Source organism: Gordonia aurantiaca (assembly GCF_039939235.1).
GTDB lineage: Bacteria > Actinomycetota > Actinomycetes > Mycobacteriales > Mycobacteriaceae > Gordonia.
Genome location: NZ_JBDUUF010000004.1, coordinates 302235 through 318591 on the forward strand (window position 1 = coordinate 302235; position 16357 = coordinate 318591).

Here is a 16357-nt window from a genome sequence, read left to right on the forward strand (position 1 = left end):
GCCTCAGCGCGAATCCGGGCGTAGGAATCCCGCGTCCGACAGTGCGCGCCGCACTTCCAGCTGATGGTCCGGCGAACGCGTCTCGACGCTGACGGTCACCTGAACCTCGCCGAGATACAGGTCGTCGGCGACGCGCGAGTGCACGATGTCGATGACGCTCGCACCCTGGTCCCGCAGCAGTTCCAGCAACGCGAGCAGCCCGCCCGGCCGGTCGGAGACCGTTGCGGTGAACGTCAGGAATCTTCCCGCGGCGGTGAGACCGTGGGTCGTGACGTGACGCAGCAGCAGCGGGTCGATGTTGCCGCCGGACAACACGACACACACCCTGCCCGACACCTCGAGCAGCCCACCCATCGTCGCCGCGACCCCGGCCGCACCCGCCGGCTCGACGACCATCTTCGCCCGCTCCAGCATCAGCAACAGGCCCGTGCTGATCTCCTCTTCGCTGACGGTGACGACCCGGTCCACGTACTTCGCGACGTGCTCGAACGGAACGTCCCCGGGCCGGGCGACGGCGATGCCGTCGGCCACGGTGTTCATCGACGTCGCCGGAACCGGGTGGCGCGCGGCAAGTGATGCCGGCCAGGCCGCGGCCTGCGCCGCCTGCACCCCGATCACCTCGACCTCGGGTCGCTTGGCCCGCATCGCGGCCGCGACCCCGGCGAGCAGGCCGCCGCCACCGAGCGGCACGACGACGGTCGAGACGTCCGGCAACTGGTCGACGATCTCGACGCCGACCGTCGACTGCCCCGCCACGACATCGGGATGGTCGAAGGGATGGATCAGCACCGCACCGGTCCGATCCGCGAACCGCTGCGCCTCGACGAGGGCTTCGTCGACGGTCTCACCGGCCAGGATCACCTCGGCGCCATAGGCTTTCGTCGCCGCGATCTTCGGCAGCGACGCGCCGACGGGCATGTAGACGCGGGATGCGATGCCCAGCTCGGTCGCCGACCATGCCACACCCTGCGCGTGGTTTCCGGCGCTGGCCGCGACGACGCCGCGCGCACGCTCCGACCCCGACAGCCGCGAGATCCGCAGGTACGCACCGCGTGGCTTGAACGACCCCGTGCGCTGTAGGTTCTCGCACTTGAGCCAGACCTCGGCGCCGCTCCGCTCGGACAGCACCCGCGACGCGATCGTCGGCGTCCGCCGGATCACCCCGACGAGCTCGGCGGTCGCCTTGTCGATGTCGGCACCGGTCAGCATCATGACGCCCAGTATCCACGGGGCCGGGCGTCACGCCGCCGACATTCGATTCACCGCGCGGTTCAGCGCAGTGCGTTCTCCAGGTCGCCCAGGATGTCGTCGATGTCCTCGATACCGACCGACAGGCGAACCAGGTTCGCCGGGACCTCCAGCAGCGAGCCCGCGGTCGACGCGTGCGTCATCGCACCAGGGTGCTCGATGAGCGACTCGATGCCGCCCAGCGACTCGGCGAGCGTGAACACCTCGGTCCGACCGCAGAACGCCTTGGCCTCCTCGATACCGCCCTTGACCAGTACCGACACCATTCCGCCGAAGCGCCGCATCTGCTTGGCCGCGGTCGCGTGGCCGGGGTGGTCCTCCAGACCCGGGTAGAGAACCTTCTCGATCTTGTCGTGCCCGTCGAGGAACTCCACGACCTTCTCGGCGTTGTCGCAGTGACGATCCATGCGCACGGCGAGGGTCTTGATGCCGCGCATGGTCAGGTAGCCGTCGAACGGCCCCGGCACCGCGCCCGCACCGTTCTGCAGGAACGCGAACTTCTCGTCGAGCTCCTCGCTGTCGGTGACCAGCGCACCGCCGACGACATCGGAGTGACCGCCGAGGTACTTGGTCGTCGAATGCAGCACCACGTCGGCTCCGAGGGTGAGCGGCCGCTGCAGGTACGGCGAGGCAAACGTGTTGTCCACCACCAGCTTTGCGCCGGCCTCGTGCGCCACCGCGGAGATCGCCTCGATGTCGCCGACGTTGAGCAGCGGGTTGGTCGGGGTCTCGATCCAGACCAGCTTGGTCTCCGGGCGGATCGCTGCGCGCACCGCGTCGACGTCGGTCACCGGCGCCACCGAGTAGGTGATGCCCCACTGGGTGAACACCTTGTCGATGAGCCGGAAGGTGCCGCCGTACGCGTCGTTCGGGATCACCAGGTGATCGCCGGGACGCAACGTGGCGCGCAGCAGGCAGTCGGTCGCGGCCATGCCGGACGCGAACGCGCGTCCGTAGGCGCCGTGCTCGAGTGCCGCGATGTTGGCCTCGAGCGCGCGGCGGGTCGGGTTGCCGGTGCGGGCGTACTCGAACCCGTCACGCAGGCCGCCGACGCCGTCCTGGGCGAAGGTCGAGCTCGCGTAGATCGGCACGTTCACCGCGCCGGTCTGCGGATCCGGGTCGTAACCGGCATGGATGGCGCGGGTGGAAAAGCCCTGCCAGCGAACCGAATCCGCGGCGCTGCGTCGTTCACTCACGGTGGGGATGCTCCTATCCGACGATCGGGTGGCTCGACACGTACGCGAGCAGGTCGTGGCGCGTGATGACGCCGATGGGCTTGCCGTCCTCGACGACCATGAGGGCGTCGCAGTCGCCGAGCGCCTTGGTGGCGGCGCTGATCGGCTCACCGGAGCCGATGAGCGGGAACGGCTCCCCCATGTGCGCCGACACCGGGTCGGCGAGGCTGGCGCGGCCCTCGAAGACCGCGCTGAGCAGGTCGCGCTCGGTGACGGCACCGGCGACCTCGCCGGCCATGACCGGCGGTTCGGCGCCGACGACGGGCATCTGCGAGACGCCGTACTCGCGCATGATCTCGATGGCGTCGCGCAGCGTCTCCTGCGGATGGGTGTGGACCAGATCGGGCAGGGCGCCGGTCTTGCCGCGCAGCACGTCTCCGACGAGCGGCTCCTTGGCGTTGCCGTCGAGCGGCGTGCGCAGGAAGCCGTAGCTGCTCATCCACTTGTCGTTGAAGATCTTCGACATGTAGCCGCGGCCACCGTCGGGCAGCAGCACGACGACGACGGCATCGGGGCCCTCGCGCTCGGCGACCTGCAGGGCCGCGACCACGGCCATGCCGCACGAGCCACCGACGAGCAGGCCCTCCTCGCGGGCGAGACGACGGGTCATGTCGAAGGAGTCGGCGTCGGAGACGGCGATGATCTCGTCGGGCACGCTCGGGTCGTAGGCGTCCGGCCAGAAGTCCTCACCCACGCCCTCGACGAGGTACGGACGGCCGGTGCCGCCGGAGTAGACCGAACCTTCCGGGTCGACGCCCACGACCTTCACCGCACCGTTGGAGACCTCCTTGAGGTAACGGCCCGTGCCGGTGATGGTGCCGCCGGTGCCGACACCGGCGACGAAGTGCGTCACCTTGCCCTCGGTGTCCCGCCAGATCTCGGGACCGGTGGTCTCGTAGTGGCTCTGCGGGCCGGCCGGGTTGGAGTACTGGTTCGGCTTCCACGCGCCCGGGATCTCCCGGGTCAGGCGGTCGGAGACGCTGTAGTAGCTGTCCGGGTGCTCCGGGGGCACCGCGGTCGGGCACACGACGACCTCGGCGCCGTAGGCGCGCAGCACGTTGCGCTTGTCCTCGCCGACCTTGTCCGGGCAGACGAACACACACTTGTACCCGCGCTGCTGGGCGACCAGTGCGAGACCGACGCCGGTGTTGCCCGAGGTCGGCTCGACGATCGTGCCGCCGGGCTTCAGCTCGCCGGACTTCTCGGCGGCCTCGACCATGCGAAGCGCGATCCGGTCCTTGCTGCTGCCACCGGGGTTGAGGTATTCCACCTTGGCCGCGACGAGGCCCGATCCGGGCTTGGTCACGGAGTTCAGCTTGACCAGCGGGGTGTTGCCCACCAGGTCGACGACGTGATTGGCGATGCGCATGTCTCCATGGTCCCAGAGTCGTACCGACGACCGACACCCGGCCGTTCCCTCTAGACTGGCGGCCGTGTCCGGTTCCAGTCGCAGCGCGCTGACCGACGGTCGACTCTGGGCGCGGATCGGCCGCGACGTGGGCGCCACCGCAGCGGCCACGGCGGCGGGTGCCGGCGCCGGGTGGGCGGTCTGGAACTACCTGAACTCGCAGGCCGCGACCGCGCGGACGGTCATCCCCCATCGCACCGACAATGCTCCCGACGGCGACGGCGTCTACCACCCCGACGGCTCGGTGACCCGCTACACCCGGGACACCCCCGTGGACCTGTTCCTCGCGGTGTTCGGCGACTCGACGGCCGCGGGCCTCGGCGTCGACACCGCCGACGAGACACCCGGCGTACAGGTGGCCCGTCGGGTGGCCGCCGCGACGGGCAAGACGGTGCGCTACGCCAACAAGGCGATCGTGGGCGCGACCTCCAAGGGGCTCCCCGCCCAGATCGACGCCATGTTCATCGCCCGTGAGCGACCCGACGTCGCGATCGTCCTCATCGGCGCCAACGACGTGACCTCCCGCAACGGCATCCGTTCCTCGGCCCGTCGGCTCGGCGACGCGGTGCGGTTGCTCGTCGGCGGGGGCGCGAAGGTCGTCGTGGGCACCTGCCCGGACTTCGGGGTCATCACCGCGATCCCCCAGCCCCTGCGGACCGTGTTGCGGCACTGGGGTCTTCGCCTCGCCGCGGCACAGCGATCGGCCGTGCGGGCCGCGGGCGGGCACCCGGTTCCCCTCGCCGACCTGCTGGCCGCGGAGTTCCGCGCGAAACGCGAGTACATGCTCTCGCCGGACCGGTACCACCCGTCCGCGGCGGGGTACGCGCTCGCCGCCGACATCCTGCTCCCGCCGGTCCTCGACGCGATCGGTGAATGGGGTTCCGCGCCGCTCCCGCAGCCGCCGGAACAGTCTCCCGCCGTGGAGGAGTCGAAGGCGGTCACGGGCCTGCGCCACATCCTGCGCCCGGCGTGACCGGCGTCTCGTCCGCGCTGGCCCATGGAGTAGCGTGTCCTCATGGCTGAAGCAGTTATCGTCTCCACCGCCCGCTCCCCCATCGGCCGCGCCGGCAAGGGCTCGCTCAAGGACGTCCGCCCGGACGAGTTGTCGCGCCAGATGGTCGCCGCCGCCCTCGCGAAGGTCCCCGAGCTCGACCCCGCCGACATCGAGGACATCCACTGGGGCATCGGACAACCCGGCGGTCAGGGTGCCTACAACATCGCCCGCGTCATCGCCGTCGAACTCGGCTACGACCACATCCCCGGCGTGACGGTGAACAGGTATTGCTCGTCGTCGCTGCAGACCACCCGCATGGCGATGCACGCGATCAAGGCCGGCGAGGCCGACGTCATCATCTCCGGCGGCGTGGAGAGCGTGTCCAGCTTCGGGATCTCCGGCGGCGCCGACGGTGCACCCAACTCCAAGAACCCCATCTTCGACGACGCGCAGGCACGTACCGAGAAGGCCGCACAGGGTGGCGCCGGTGTCTGGCACGATCCCCGCCAGGACGGCCGGCTCCCCGACATCTACATCGCGATGGGCCAGACCGCCGAGAACGTCGCCACCCTCACCGGGATCTCCCGCGAGGACCAGGACCGCTGGGGCGTGCTGAGCCAGAACCGTGCCGAGGAGGCGATCAAGTCCGGCTTCTTCGAGCGGGAGATCGACCCGGTCACACTGCCCGACGGCACCCAGGTCACCACCGACGACGGTCCGCGTCCCGGCACCACCTACGAGAAGGTCTCGCAGCTGAAGCCGGTGTTCCGTCCCGACGGCACCATCACCGCCGGCAACGCCTGCCCGCTCAACGACGGCGCCGCGGCCCTCGTCGTCATGAGCGACACCAAGGCCAAGGAACTGGGACTGACGCCGCTGGCGCGCGTGGTCGCGACCGCGGCCACCGGCCTGTCGCCGGAGATCATGGGCCTCGGCCCGATCGAGGCGATCCGCAAGGTGCTGCGCGTCGCCGGGATGTCGTTGTCGGACATCGATCTCGTCGAGATCAACGAGGCGTTCGCCGTTCAGGTGCTCGGCTCGGCGAACGAACTCGGCATCGACCACGACAAGCTGAACGTGTCCGGCGGCGCCATCGCGCTGGGCCACCCGTTCGGCATGACGGGCGCGCGCATCACCACGACCCTGCTCAACAACCTCCGCACCCACGACAAGACGTTCGGCATCGAGTCGATGTGCGTCGGCGGCGGTCAGGGCATGGCGATGATCCTCGAGCGCCTCAGCTGACGCTCACCTCCGCCTCTTCGACGCCCCTCGCGGCATTCGGTCCCTGGATCGCAATGCCGCGAGGGGTTGTCTTTCGGAAGACCGCCCACGCGATGACGGCCACGCCGACGATGTAGATCTCGACGGGGATCGCCCACGCGTTGTTGGTCGCGTGGTTGTCGTGGATGTAGTACTGCGAGATGTGGCCCGCGAGGTCGCCGCCGTAGCTGACCGCGAGGGCCCACACCGCCGCGTCGAGCCAGCCGCCCCGGTTGCGGACCAGGAAGGTCAGTACGCAGAGGATGCCGACCGCGATGTCGTTCCAGCCTAGCTCCCACTGGAACATGCCCGGGACGAAGTCCGGTCCGATCTCCTTCGCGATCTCTGCCGCGTCGGGCCCGACATGGCCGATGCCCCCGAGGATGCCGAACACGCCGGCCGGAACGAGGACCCAGAGCAGGACGAGTTCTGCCACGCGGCCGGTGGTGCGGCGACGCGCCGAACGGTCCACCAGGATGTGCACGATGGCGCCGACGATCATCAGCGCGAACTGAGTCAGGAAGAACACCATCTCAGCACGATGACACCGTTTCCCGGTCCGCTCGGGGATAAGGGTGCCCATGTGTCACAAGTTCACACTTTCGCAGCATTTCTGCGATCGGCATCGCTGTATTCGACATCGCAGCAATCGGCGGAATGGGAGGTCGACGCCTTACTTCGTGCGGCCGCGCACCTGCGCGACGCACGCGGTGAAACCGCTCGCGGAGTCGACGATCCTGATGCGGGAGTGGGCGGCCGGTCCGTTGGTGACGAACTGTTCGACGATCGCGTGTGCGGGCCCGGTCTCGAGTGTGCGCAGGAATCGGATCGTCATCGACGCGATGTCGGTCATGCCCGCGTCGCCGGCCGCCGCGGTCGCCAGGTGGCTCAGGACCGCTCCGTGCATGACACCCCACGGGTTCACCGTGTGGTCGGTCATGGGAAGCGACAGCCCCGCAACCATCCCCGGTCCGACCAGTGCGTCGTCGGTCAGCGGGGCGGGCCGATAGAGCTCGGCGGCCGCACACTCCGCCTGGTCCGGCACGTCGGGTGACCGCGACTCCCCGACCGCCATGTCGACCCAGGGCAGTTTCTCGTCGAGCGGGATTGGGACGAGTGCGTGGTTCGCCGTGGCGATCGCCAGGGGGGTGCCGTGACCGTCGTCGACGGTCACCTCGGCGAGACCGGTCCGCCCGCCGAGGTGAATGGCACGCCCGCTCGCACACAGTTCGGCGGGTGCGGCGGCCGGCAGGAAGTCGACGCTGATGTCGGTGGTCAGCACCCATCGGGGCAGCGACGCATATCCGACCGACAGACCGGCGGCCATGTCGAGCAGGAGGAACAGCGCGGCCGGGTGGAGGTCTCCGTCGTCGGTGACGAGGCGGTCGTCGACCGGAGCGGTCACGCGCACGTCGGTGTCGCTGATGCGCGACGCCGTGATCCCGACATAGCCGGAGATCCAGTCGAGGGCCTGTGACAGGCGCTGGGGACTCACCGACGTGTGTCTCCTCCGTTCTGCGGAATCCTCACTCTGCGAACACGCCGACGCGATCGCCCGGGAAGGGGCGACCGCGCCGGCGGTGTCGGTTTCTGGTTGCTGAACCGGGTGCTAGTCCTGATTGAAGTAGCTCAGCAGGCGCAGGATCTCGACGTACAGCCAGACCAGGGTGACGGTCAGGCCGAGCGCGATGCCCCAGGCCGCACGGTCGGGGGCGCCGGCGCGGATCAGGCGATCCGCGGCGTCGAAGTCCAGCAGGAAGCTGAACGCGGCGAGCGCGATGCAGACCAGCGAGAAGATGATCGCGATCGGACCGCCGTCGCGTAGCGGTGTGGAGACTCCGAAGAGCCCCAGGAGGAGGTTGCCGACCATGAGGACGAGCACGCCGATCATGCCGGCGAACAGCATGCGGGTGAATCGCGGCGTGACGCGGATCGCGCCGATCTTGTACACGAACAGCATGCCGAAGAAGACACCGAAGGTGCCCAGCACCGCCTGTCCGATCAGAGCTCCCGCCGAGACGTCGCCGGCGACGGCCCAGTTGCCGAAGACGAACGAGATCGAGCCGACGAACAGACCCTCGAGCGCTGCGTAGGCCAGGACGATCGCCGGGTTGTCCTGCTTGCGTCCGAACGACGCGATGAGGACGAGGACCAGACCACCGATGGCGCCGACCAGCATCAGCGGCATCGCCATCGCGGCCTGTGCCGACTCGGTGGCCCGGCCGGCGATCGCGAAGTACGCGCCGATGGCCACGACCGTCAGGACGCCGAGGGTGATCGCGGTCTTGGTGACCACGTCGTCGATGGTCAGCTGACGGGTGGTCGGGGGTGCCGGGCGTGTGTACTGGTCAGCAGGCTGACCGAACTGGTTCATCGCGGCGCCGGCGCCGGCCATGCCGGCCCCGAATCCCGCGTATCCGGGCTGATTGTCGCGGACCACGCCGCGCATCACCGGATTGCTGCTCTCTCGCACGAAGCGCTCCTTAATAAGTTCGGATCTACACCGACTCAACGTGTGGCCGATCTGGTGAGTTCCTGAGAATCCATGAAACGGCCGTGTCGAATCCGACTTTACCGGCCCTTGACCGAGTTGTCGTTCTCCCTGCTCGCGGAAGTGTCGGGTGTGGAGATGGAGTCGCCCAGCGTCGTCGCCCACTCCCGGGCCGCATGGGGGTCGGCGCACTCGGGCCGTCGCGTCATCACGGCCCGGCCGAGGCACACCGCCTTCAGCACGGCCTCCGCGCGCTCGAGGTCGTCACCCCAGTTCAGGCCGCTCTTGGACAGCATCAGCGATGCGACGCCGTGGGCCGCGGCCCACAGTTCGAGGACCACGTCGTCCACCTCGTCGGGCCGGAACAGCCCCTGCTCGGCGAGCTCGGCGATCGTGCCGGCGAACCGGGTGTAGGCGCTGGCGACCAGCACCTCGTCGACCCTGGACGGCGGCCGCCCGTCGGGCCGGTTGCGGAAGGCGACCCGATAGAGCACAGGTGTGGCGAGCGCGAACCGCACATACGCGAGCCCGAGCCGCAGCGCCCGTTCGAGCGGGTCGTCGATGCCCGCGGTGGCGGCGGCGAGCTGGTCGTCGAGGCGCTCGAAGTAGCGGGCGCACACGGCGTCGAGCAGGGCGTCCTTGTCGGCGAAGTGCAGGTAGATCGACGGTGGGGTCACCCCGACGCGCGTGGCGACGGCGCGGATCGAGACCGCGGTGTCGTCGCCGTGTTCGACGAGCAGTTCGCCGGCGGCCTCGATGATCTCCTCGGCGAGGATCTCACCGGCGCCGCGCGGGGACCTCGCCCGTCTGTGTGTCCTCACTGTCCTCCTGGATGTCTGGGCTGTCCTGGATACCCGGGCTGCTGCCTGGCCGCGACGGTGCTTGCACACCTGTCCGCGGACCTCCACCGCCCGGGTCGTCCGGCACCTCCTCGGAGAGGCCGAAGCGGTCGTGGAGTCTCCGCAGGGGCGCCGGAGCCCACCAGTTGGCGCGCCCGGCGATGCGCATGAACGCGGGGACCAGGAACATCCGGACCAGGGTCGCGTCCATGAGCACCGCGAGCGTCAGTCCCACCCCGAACATACGCATGAACGACACCTGCGAGGCGGCGATCGCCGCGAACACGATGCTCATGAGCAATGCCGCCGCGGTGATGACCCGGCCGGTGCGGGCGAGGCCGAGGGCGACCGCGTGGTCGTTGTCCGCGCGGGTGCGGCCCGAGTGCAGCCATTCTTCGCGGACACGGCCGAGGAGGAACACCTCGTAGTCCATCGACAGGCCGAAGGCGACGCAGAACAGCAGCACCGGCATGGTCGCGTTCAGCGTGCCGGTCGCGGTCGTGCCCAGGCCGCCGAGGTGACCCTCCTGGAAGATCCACACCATCGCGCCGAAGGTCGCCGACAGCGACAGGACGTTGAGCACCAGCGCCTTCAGCGGGAGCACGACGCTGCCGGTGAACAGGAACAGCAGGATGAACGTCGCGACCGCGATCAGGCCGAGCACCCACGGCAGGTGCGAGTAGATCGAGGCGACGGTGTCATCGGTGGCCGCGGTCAGGCCGGTGAACAGCACCTCTGCCCCGTCCGGTCCGGGCACCGCGCGCATCTCGTCGAGTTGCGCGGAGGCCGACTCGCTCATCGCCTCCCGGTCGGTGGAGACGTTGAGGACGTGGATGTCGCCGCGGGTGTCGTCTGGGCTGCCCGGGGCGACGAGCCGACCGTTCACGAACGTGCCCGCCGACGAGCCCGCCGAATTGACGTCGTCGATCTCCGACAGCCCCCTGGTGTAGGCGGCGAGCTCCTCGGTGCCCACCTCTCCGCGCACGACGACGGTGACCGCCGACGACAGGTCGTCGTCGAAGCCGGCGCGGATCTCCTCCTGGATCTGCCGTGCGCTCGCCGTGTCCGGCAGCACCCGGTCGTCGGGGAAGCCCATCTTCAGTGACAGGAACGGCGCACCGAGGACGAGCAGGAACACGATGACCGCGGCCGCGACGAGGAATGCGTGGCGCATCACCCCCTGCACGAGGCGGTACCACCAGGTCTCCTCCGGATCCTTGATCCGGGTCGGCGGCAGACGGAGGAGACGACGCAACGGTTTCCGTGCGTCGAGGGAGTCGATGCGCGCGCCGAGCACCATCAGCACGGCCGGTGTGATGATGAGCGCGGCGAGCGCCGCCAGGGCGACGACGCCGAGTCCCGCGAAGGCGAACGACCGCAGGAAGTACTGCGGAAACAGCGCCAGCGCGCTCAACGAGAGCGCGACGGTCACCGCGGAGAAGGCGACGGTGCGGCCGGCGGTCGCGAGCGTTCGGACGATGGCATCGGGCCGGGCCAGGCCCCGGTCGACCTCCTCGCGGTAGCGGGTCAGCAGCAGCAGCGTGTAGTCGATCGCGAGCGCCAGGCCCATCGCGGTGGTCAGGTTGAGCGCGAACACCGAGACGTCGGTGACCGAGCCGATGATCCGCAGCAGCGCGAAGGTCAGGATGATCGACACGATTCCGATGCCCACCGGGATCGCCGCGGCGAGCAGGCCACCGAAGATGAAGATCAGGACGATGAACGTGATCGGGATGGCGATCGCCTCGGCCATCAGCAGATCCGCCGAGGTCTGCTCGTTGACCTGCGAATAGACCAGTGACTGACCGCCGACGCGGATGTCGATGCCGTCGCGTTCGCCGGTGAACTCCTCCTCGAGTTGCGCGGCGCGGGCCGGGGCGAGATCCTCGCCGCCCTCGAGCGAGACGATGACGAGCGCCGACGTGCGGTCGCGGCTGACGAGCGCCGAGTCGAGCGCGGGTTGCGTCCACACCGACAGGATCTGGTCTTGAACGTGGTCGTCGGCGCTCAGCTCCCGGATGATGTTGTCCGCCACCGCTTTCGACGTCGGGTCGGTGGTGATGTCGACACCGGCGGGGCCGTCGAGTTTCAGCACGACCTGCAGACCACCCCGATTGAACGCCTCGTCGAGCACCTCGTCGGCCTTCGCCGACGCCGAGTTCGGATCGCTGTAGCCGCCGGCGAGGAGTTTCTCCGCGGCCCCGGCACCGTATGCGCCGCACACCACCAGGAGGATGAGCGCTCCGAGAAGGACTCGTCGCGGCATCGAGATGATCAGCCGTGTCAATCGAACCATGATGCGTCCCCCTCGCCCGGTCGACTTTACGGCGTTAAGTTATCAGTAGTATGTTACGTGGTCAACGGCCGTTTCCCTGCGTGAACGGGTTCGGGACACATGCCGATCCCGCGGGGGATGCGAGCAGTTGCCACGCGACCGGGCGTTGCACCCACGGGTGGAGATCGCAGGGAACGACGCCGCAGGATCGGACCGGCCAGGGCGTCGAGGGCGGAGACAATGACGGCGGCACCGGTAGCGGCGCGGCATCTCGCACGACGCCGGGAACGACGGCCATCACGCAGGAGCGCGTCCACCGGAACGTGCGACGCGGCGTCGGATTCGGGTTCGAATTCGGCTGCGACCCGGAAGAATTCGACTGCCTGCGCGTGATCGGCGGGCAGCAGGTCGTCGTCGACGCCGACGACCCGGCCTCGCCACCGCCACAGGTGCGCGATCGCCTCGCTCTCGGCACGGCGGTAGCGCATCCCGAAGTCGGCAGGAGGTCATCGTCGACACCCGTGAACCCGGGCTCTCGTCCGCGACCCTCGCCGAACTGCTCGAGACGTCCGACGACGGCGGGCGGATCGCCCTGGGGCAGACCCGGTTCCAGCCGCGCGGCGAGGTCGGGGTGCCGCTCCCGCACGGCGTCCCGGTTGCGCGCACCGGTCACCGTTGCCGCGTCCATGTCCTCGATGATCACCCGGTCGCCTGACCCGGTCAAGGGACCTGACTATGCTCACCGGGGACGGCCGACGGCCTCCGATCGAGCAGCGGCCCCGCCCCCATAGCCCAATTGGCAGAGGCAGCCGACTTAAAATCGGCACAGTGTCGGTTCGAGTCCGACTGGGGGCACCGACAGACCGGCGGCGCGCTACCTCGCTCGAATCCCCTCCACCACCAACTCCAGCAGCCGACGCGCCTGCACGCACCCGCTCCCCATCGCGACCATGTTCGCCAGCGTCGACACCTCCTCGCCCGTGAGGTCTTCCCGAACGTCACCGGATTCCTTTGCCGCGGCGAGGATTTCGGCGGTGGCCTGCCGGAGCTCGGCACACGCGGTATACAGCGGGCCGTCCGGTTCGCGCCCCGCGGAGGTCAGAACCTCGGGCAGCCCCTGGTATGCCCCCACATGTCGCGCGAGCTTCTCGATCCAGTCCACCAGCCGCCGCGTCGGGTCGGTGTGGTCGACCGCCCGCGCCGAATCGACGAGCTCGGCGGTGTCCTGGCGCATCGCGGCGGCGATGAGCGCCTCGCGGGTCGGGAAATGCCGGTAGAGGGTGCCCGGACCCACGCCCGCGCGCCTCGCGATGTCGTCGAGCGGCGTGTCGATACCGGATTCCCGGAACGCCTTCGACGCGGTGGCGACCACCTTCTCGTAGTTGCGGCGCGCGTCGGCGCGCATCGGTTTCGCCGGCGCGGATGAGCTGGTCATGACACCTCCTGACCACAACACTTGTAACCGGAGGAAATCTCCGCTTCAATCTAAAGCGGAGACATCCTCCGAATGGAGGGGTTCTCCTCTTCGAGGTTACTGGACGGGAGGCATCCATGACGCAGACTTCTTCGGAGGCCGTCGACGACGGGCCGGCCACCGCCCGCCGGGCGTGGGCCGGACTGGCCGTCGTGGTCCTCGGTCAGTTGATGGTCATCCTCGACGGCACGATCGTCACCGTCGCGCTACCCCGTATCCGCGACGACCTCGGCTTCGGCGAGGTGTCCCAGGCGTGGGTGATGAACGCCTACGTCCTCGCCGTCGGCGGTCTGCTGTTGCTCGGCGGACGCCTCGGCGACCTCTACGGCCGGCGACGCGCCCTCCTGATCGGCATCGCACTGTTCACCGGGGCGTCGCTGCTGGGCGGTCTCGCGGGTTCGGCGGCCGTACTGCTCGTTGCCCGCGTGCTCCAGGGAATGGGTGCCGCACTCGCCGCGCCCACCGCGCTCGGCCTGATCGTCGCGAACTTCCCACCGGGCCCCGACCGCGCCCGCGCGCTCAGCTGGTTCTCCATCGGCGCCGCGTCGGGCGGAGCACTCGGCCTGTTGCTCGGCGGCGTCCTCACCGAACAGCTGTCGTGGCACTGGGTGATGCTGGTCAACGTGCCCATCGGCCTCGTCATACTGATCGCCGCGCCCTTCACCGTGGACGAGACACCCAGGCAGCCAGGACATCTCGGAGTAGCCGACACGATCCTGTCGGCAGTCGGCGTCAGCGCGATCGTCTTCGGGTTCATCCGCGCCTCGGAGATCGCGTGGACCGATCCGGGCGCTCTCGTGTCGCTGGGCGTCGGCGTCGTCACCCTCGCCGCCTTCACCGTCCTCGAACGACGCACCAGGCACCCGTTGTTGCCTCCCCGCCTGGTGAATTCACTCCAGAGGTCCGCGCCGTTCGTCGTGATGCTCCTGCTGCCGGGCGCCATGATGGGCATGTTCACCCTGATGACACTGCACATGCAGGACATCATGGGCTACAGCGTGATCGCCTCGGGCTTCGCCTTCCTGCCGTTCATGACCCTGAACATCGCATTGACCATCGTCGGCACCCCACGGCTCGCAGCACGGTTCGGCGCCGTACCGGTGCTCATGACCGGCCTGCTGATGGTCGTCGCCGGCCTGCTCTGGCTGTCCGCGATTGGTCCCGAATCCACCTATGCCGCATCGATTCTCGCGCCGTCGATGATCATGGGTGCAGGCATCGGCCTGGCAGTGGTCCCGGTCAACATGCTCGTCGTCGACAACTCGCCCGCCGCCGACGCCGGCGCGGCGTCGGGTCTACTTCAGGCGCTGCTGCAGATCGGCGGGGCGCTCGGCCTGGCCACCCTGATGACCGTCTTCGGACCGTTGCAGCGCAACGACCCGTCGGGAACCGCGACCGGCACGACGATTCTCGTCGCCGCGATGTTCGCGGTGGCGGCGCTCGTGGTGCTCGCCGCCGCCTACCTGCCGCGGCGCGCGCGATAGACGAAGCGACCCACCTGGGCGTACGCCATCCGCTCGCTCAACCGCGAACTGAGCCGGCGCGCGCCGTTGAACACGTGCGCGTCCTTGCCGATCACCGCGCGCACCCGACCGGACAGGGCCGCGTCGATGATCTTGCTCGCGGCTTTCTCCGGCGCCATCGCGAAGTTCTTCGCAAGCGCCTCCGGGGTTCCGAGCGACTTGGACGTCTGCCGCACGAGGTCGGTCCAGATCGTGCCGGGGAGGACGGTCGTGACGGTCACCTTCGACTTCTTGCCGCGCAGGTCCTGGGCGAGGCCGTATCCGAAGAACGCAACCGCGGCCTTGCTGGCTCCGTAGAAGGCCGCTCCCGGGAACGGCGCCAGCCCCGACAGGCTCGAGGTGATCAGCACGACGCCTCCGTCGGGACGCTTCTCGAGGTGCGGGAGGAACGCGCGGGTGAGCCACACCGTACCGAAGTAGTTCACCCGGGTCAGCAACTCGATACGGTCGTCGGTCACCTCCGCGATCGGTTGCGTGTCCTGCGGGATGCCGGCGATGTTGAACAGGCCGTCGACCCGGCCGACGTCGGCGAGGACGAGGTCGGGGAACCCCTCCACCGCGTCCTTGTCGGAGATGTCGAGCGCGTACGACCGGAACCGCTCGGGATCGGCGACGAGACGCCCGGTCTCGGCCAGGCCGATCTCGTTGACATCCGCGCCGACCACCGTCGCACCCCGGGACACGAGGTCCACGGCGACGCAGCGCCCGATTCCGTTCGCCGCACCGGTCACCACGAAGACCTTGCCCGTGACGTCCACTCGACCTCCTCGTCAGTGCCTCGGACCCGTGTCCGATTCGACGGGATCAACCTAGCAACTGCTTGGTTCGGAGGACAGGGGGCATCACCGGTGGCCGGTGCCGGCGGGAGATCGAAGTGGTGATGTACTCGTGGACATGTCCACCCGGGTTCTCGCCGCAGATTCCCTGGCCGCGGGTTCGTCTTCCTCGGCCGCGCTTCTCACCCTCGGCATCTCGCTGTATGCGATCGCCATCCTCGTGTGCCTGGGCATCGCGATCAACGCCGCCCGTTTCCGGCGACGCCGCCTGGCGATCACCATGGCCTGGGTGGTCGGCATCCTGACGATTGCCGGCGTGGTCGTCGCGATCCTGTCCGCGGTCTACGGGGGCTGATCGCCCCGGCCCGGAGGTCACTCGACGGGGAACTCCCCGAGCTCGAACCAGCCGTCCGCGTCGAGTGTGGTGTTGATGACGTCCGGGGTGCGCTGCAGGTACTTGGGCAGTTCCTGCTGGGCCTGCTTGAAGTGCGCCGAGGTCACGTGCGCCTCGGCCGCGTCGTCGTCGAACGCCTCGACCAGGACGTAGGTGTTCGGGTCGTCGATCGACCGGGACCACTCGAACCACCTGTTGCCCGGTTCGGCCCGGGTGGCCTCGGTGAACTCACGCGACAGCTCGGGCCATTCATCTCCGTATTCGGGCTTGATCGGCCACTTCACGACAATGAGGATCATGCCTCGACCCTAGTCCCCGGCCGCCCTCCCGGAGCCGTGACCCGCGACCTGGACGCCTGTGCCAGAAGGCGCCTCCGACGGCCCCGTCCGACCGATCCGTTTTCGGTGTCCCGGATCGCCCGAGGGCATAGAGTGTGA

Annotated in this window: 16 protein-coding genes and 1 tRNA gene; 5 read left to right on the plus strand and 12 right to left on the minus strand. The window is 69.1% G+C overall.

Going from position 1 to position 16357, the window contains the following annotated elements; translation table 11 throughout:
• Positions 1-3: 3 nt before the first annotated feature.
• From ilvA to ABFT43_RS10870, 3 genes are read right to left on the minus strand one after another with little or no spacing between them, the layout of a single operon-like run.
• The gene (ilvA, locus tag ABFT43_RS10860; protein WP_347960360.1) at positions 4-1212 is read right to left on the minus strand and encodes a threonine ammonia-lyase; all 1209 of its coding nucleotides are present in this window, start codon (positions 1210-1212) and stop codon (positions 4-6) included.
• 59 nt (positions 1213-1271) lie between these two features.
• On the minus strand, positions 1272-2444 hold the full coding sequence (locus tag ABFT43_RS10865) for a cystathionine gamma-synthase (protein ID WP_347960361.1): 1173 nt from the start codon (positions 2442-2444) through the stop codon (positions 1272-1274).
• Between the two features lie 13 nt (positions 2445-2457).
• Positions 2458-3852 carry a cystathionine beta-synthase gene (locus ABFT43_RS10870; protein WP_347960362.1) on the minus strand — a complete coding sequence of 465 codons (1395 nt, stop codon included), beginning with the start codon at positions 3850-3852 and terminating at the stop codon, positions 2458-2460.
• A gap of 64 nt (positions 3853-3916) precedes the next feature.
• Here ABFT43_RS10870 and ABFT43_RS10875 point away from each other — a divergent pair, with 64 nt between their 5' ends.
• Both ABFT43_RS10875 and ABFT43_RS10880 read left to right on the plus strand, forming a co-directional pair.
• A complete protein-coding gene (locus ABFT43_RS10875) occupies positions 3917-4864 on the plus strand; it encodes an SGNH/GDSL hydrolase family protein (protein ID WP_347960363.1) in 948 nt (315 codons plus the stop codon).
• 42 nt (positions 4865-4906) lie between these two features.
• Positions 4907-6130 carry an acetyl-CoA C-acetyltransferase gene (locus ABFT43_RS10880; protein WP_347960364.1) on the plus strand — a complete coding sequence of 408 codons (1224 nt, stop codon included), beginning with the start codon at positions 4907-4909 and terminating at the stop codon, positions 6128-6130.
• On the opposite strand, the gene ABFT43_RS10885 is transcribed toward ABFT43_RS10880, so the two are convergent.
• From ABFT43_RS10885 to ABFT43_RS10910, 6 genes are all read right to left on the minus strand, one after another.
• Positions 6123-6680, minus strand: a complete 558-nt coding sequence (locus ABFT43_RS10885) for a DUF6790 family protein (protein WP_347960365.1) — start codon at positions 6678-6680, stop codon at positions 6123-6125. The genes ABFT43_RS10880 and ABFT43_RS10885 overlap by 8 nt on opposite strands.
• Before the next feature lie 141 nt (positions 6681-6821).
• Positions 6822-7643 (minus strand): PaaI family thioesterase, encoded by an 822-nt coding sequence (locus ABFT43_RS10890; protein WP_347960366.1) that lies wholly within the window; start codon positions 7641-7643, stop codon positions 6822-6824.
• Positions 7644-7757: 114 nt separating this feature from the next.
• Entirely contained in the window at positions 7758-8621 is an 864-nt protein-coding gene (locus ABFT43_RS10895) for a Bax inhibitor-1/YccA family protein (protein ID WP_347960367.1), read from the minus strand.
• A 98-nt stretch (positions 8622-8719) separates the two neighbouring features.
• Positions 8720-9460: a TetR/AcrR family transcriptional regulator gene (locus tag ABFT43_RS10900; protein WP_347960368.1), complete on the minus strand. Its 741-nt coding sequence runs from the start codon at positions 9458-9460 to the stop codon at positions 8720-8722.
• Positions 9417-11774 carry an MMPL family transporter gene (locus tag ABFT43_RS10905; RefSeq protein WP_347960369.1) on the minus strand — a complete coding sequence of 786 codons (2358 nt, stop codon included), beginning with the start codon at positions 11772-11774 and terminating at the stop codon, positions 9417-9419. Before ABFT43_RS10905 ends, ABFT43_RS10900 begins: the two co-directional genes overlap by 44 nt.
• A gap of 53 nt (positions 11775-11827) precedes the next feature.
• The gene (locus tag ABFT43_RS10910) at positions 11828-12241 is read right to left on the minus strand and encodes an oxygenase MpaB family protein (protein WP_347960370.1); all 414 of its coding nucleotides are present in this window, start codon (positions 12239-12241) and stop codon (positions 11828-11830) included.
• A 293-nt stretch (positions 12242-12534) separates the two neighbouring features.
• Here ABFT43_RS10910 and ABFT43_RS10915 point away from each other — a divergent pair.
• Positions 12535-12608, plus strand: a tRNA-Leu gene (locus ABFT43_RS10915).
• Between the two features lie 19 nt (positions 12609-12627).
• Here ABFT43_RS10915 and ABFT43_RS10920 read toward each other — a convergent pair.
• Positions 12628-13188 carry a TetR/AcrR family transcriptional regulator gene (locus tag ABFT43_RS10920; protein WP_347960371.1) on the minus strand — a complete coding sequence of 187 codons (561 nt, stop codon included), beginning with the start codon at positions 13186-13188 and terminating at the stop codon, positions 12628-12630.
• 116 nt (positions 13189-13304) lie between these two features.
• On the opposite strand from ABFT43_RS10920, the gene ABFT43_RS10925 reads away from it, so the two are divergent.
• Positions 13305-14711, plus strand: coding sequence for an MFS transporter (locus ABFT43_RS10925; RefSeq protein ID WP_347960372.1), 1407 nt, complete (start codon positions 13305-13307; stop codon positions 14709-14711).
• Here ABFT43_RS10925 and ABFT43_RS10930 read toward each other — a convergent pair.
• On the minus strand, positions 14687-15508 hold the full coding sequence (locus ABFT43_RS10930; RefSeq protein ID WP_347960373.1) for an SDR family NAD(P)-dependent oxidoreductase: 822 nt from the start codon (positions 15506-15508) through the stop codon (positions 14687-14689). The two genes, ABFT43_RS10925 and ABFT43_RS10930, sit on opposite strands and share 25 nt — an antisense overlap.
• Before the next feature lie 136 nt (positions 15509-15644).
• On the opposite strand from ABFT43_RS10930, the gene ABFT43_RS10935 reads away from it, so the two are divergent.
• Positions 15645-15881 carry a hypothetical protein gene (locus ABFT43_RS10935; protein WP_347960374.1) on the plus strand — a complete coding sequence of 79 codons (237 nt, stop codon included), beginning with the start codon at positions 15645-15647 and terminating at the stop codon, positions 15879-15881.
• A 17-nt stretch (positions 15882-15898) separates the two neighbouring features.
• On the opposite strand, the gene ABFT43_RS10940 is transcribed toward ABFT43_RS10935, so the two are convergent.
• Entirely contained in the window at positions 15899-16219 is a 321-nt protein-coding gene (locus ABFT43_RS10940; protein WP_347960375.1) for a putative quinol monooxygenase, read from the minus strand.
• Between the last annotated feature and the right edge of the window lie 138 nt (positions 16220-16357).

Bases quoted from the DNA above. Each gene is read 5' to 3' on its own strand.
- ABFT43_RS10905 (WP_347960369.1), bottom strand. From the start codon at position 11,774: ATGGTTCGATTGACACGGCTGATCATCTCGATGCCGCGACGAGTCCTT.
- ABFT43_RS10870 (WP_347960362.1), bottom strand. From the start codon at position 3,852: ATGCGCATCGCCAATCACGTCGTCGACCTGGTGGGCAACACCCCGCTG.
- ABFT43_RS10910 (WP_347960370.1), bottom strand. From the start codon at position 12,241: ATGCGCTACCGCCGTGCCGAGAGCGAGGCGATCGCGCACCTGTGGCGG.
- ABFT43_RS10935 (WP_347960374.1), top strand. From the start codon at position 15,645: ATGTCCACCCGGGTTCTCGCCGCAGATTCCCTGGCCGCGGGTTCGTCT.
- ABFT43_RS10885 (WP_347960365.1), bottom strand. From the start codon at position 6,680: ATGGTGTTCTTCCTGACTCAGTTCGCGCTGATGATCGTCGGCGCCATC.
- ABFT43_RS10940 (WP_347960375.1), bottom strand. From the start codon at position 16,219: ATGATCCTCATTGTCGTGAAGTGGCCGATCAAGCCCGAATACGGAGAT.
- ilvA (WP_347960360.1), bottom strand. From the start codon at position 1,212: ATGATGCTGACCGGTGCCGACATCGACAAGGCGACCGCCGAGCTCGTC.
- ABFT43_RS10920 (WP_347960371.1), bottom strand. From the start codon at position 13,188: ATGACCAGCTCATCCGCGCCGGCGAAACCGATGCGCGCCGACGCGCGC.
- ABFT43_RS10880 (WP_347960364.1), top strand. From the start codon at position 4,907: ATGGCTGAAGCAGTTATCGTCTCCACCGCCCGCTCCCCCATCGGCCGC.
- ABFT43_RS10925 (WP_347960372.1), top strand. From the start codon at position 13,305: ATGACGCAGACTTCTTCGGAGGCCGTCGACGACGGGCCGGCCACCGCC.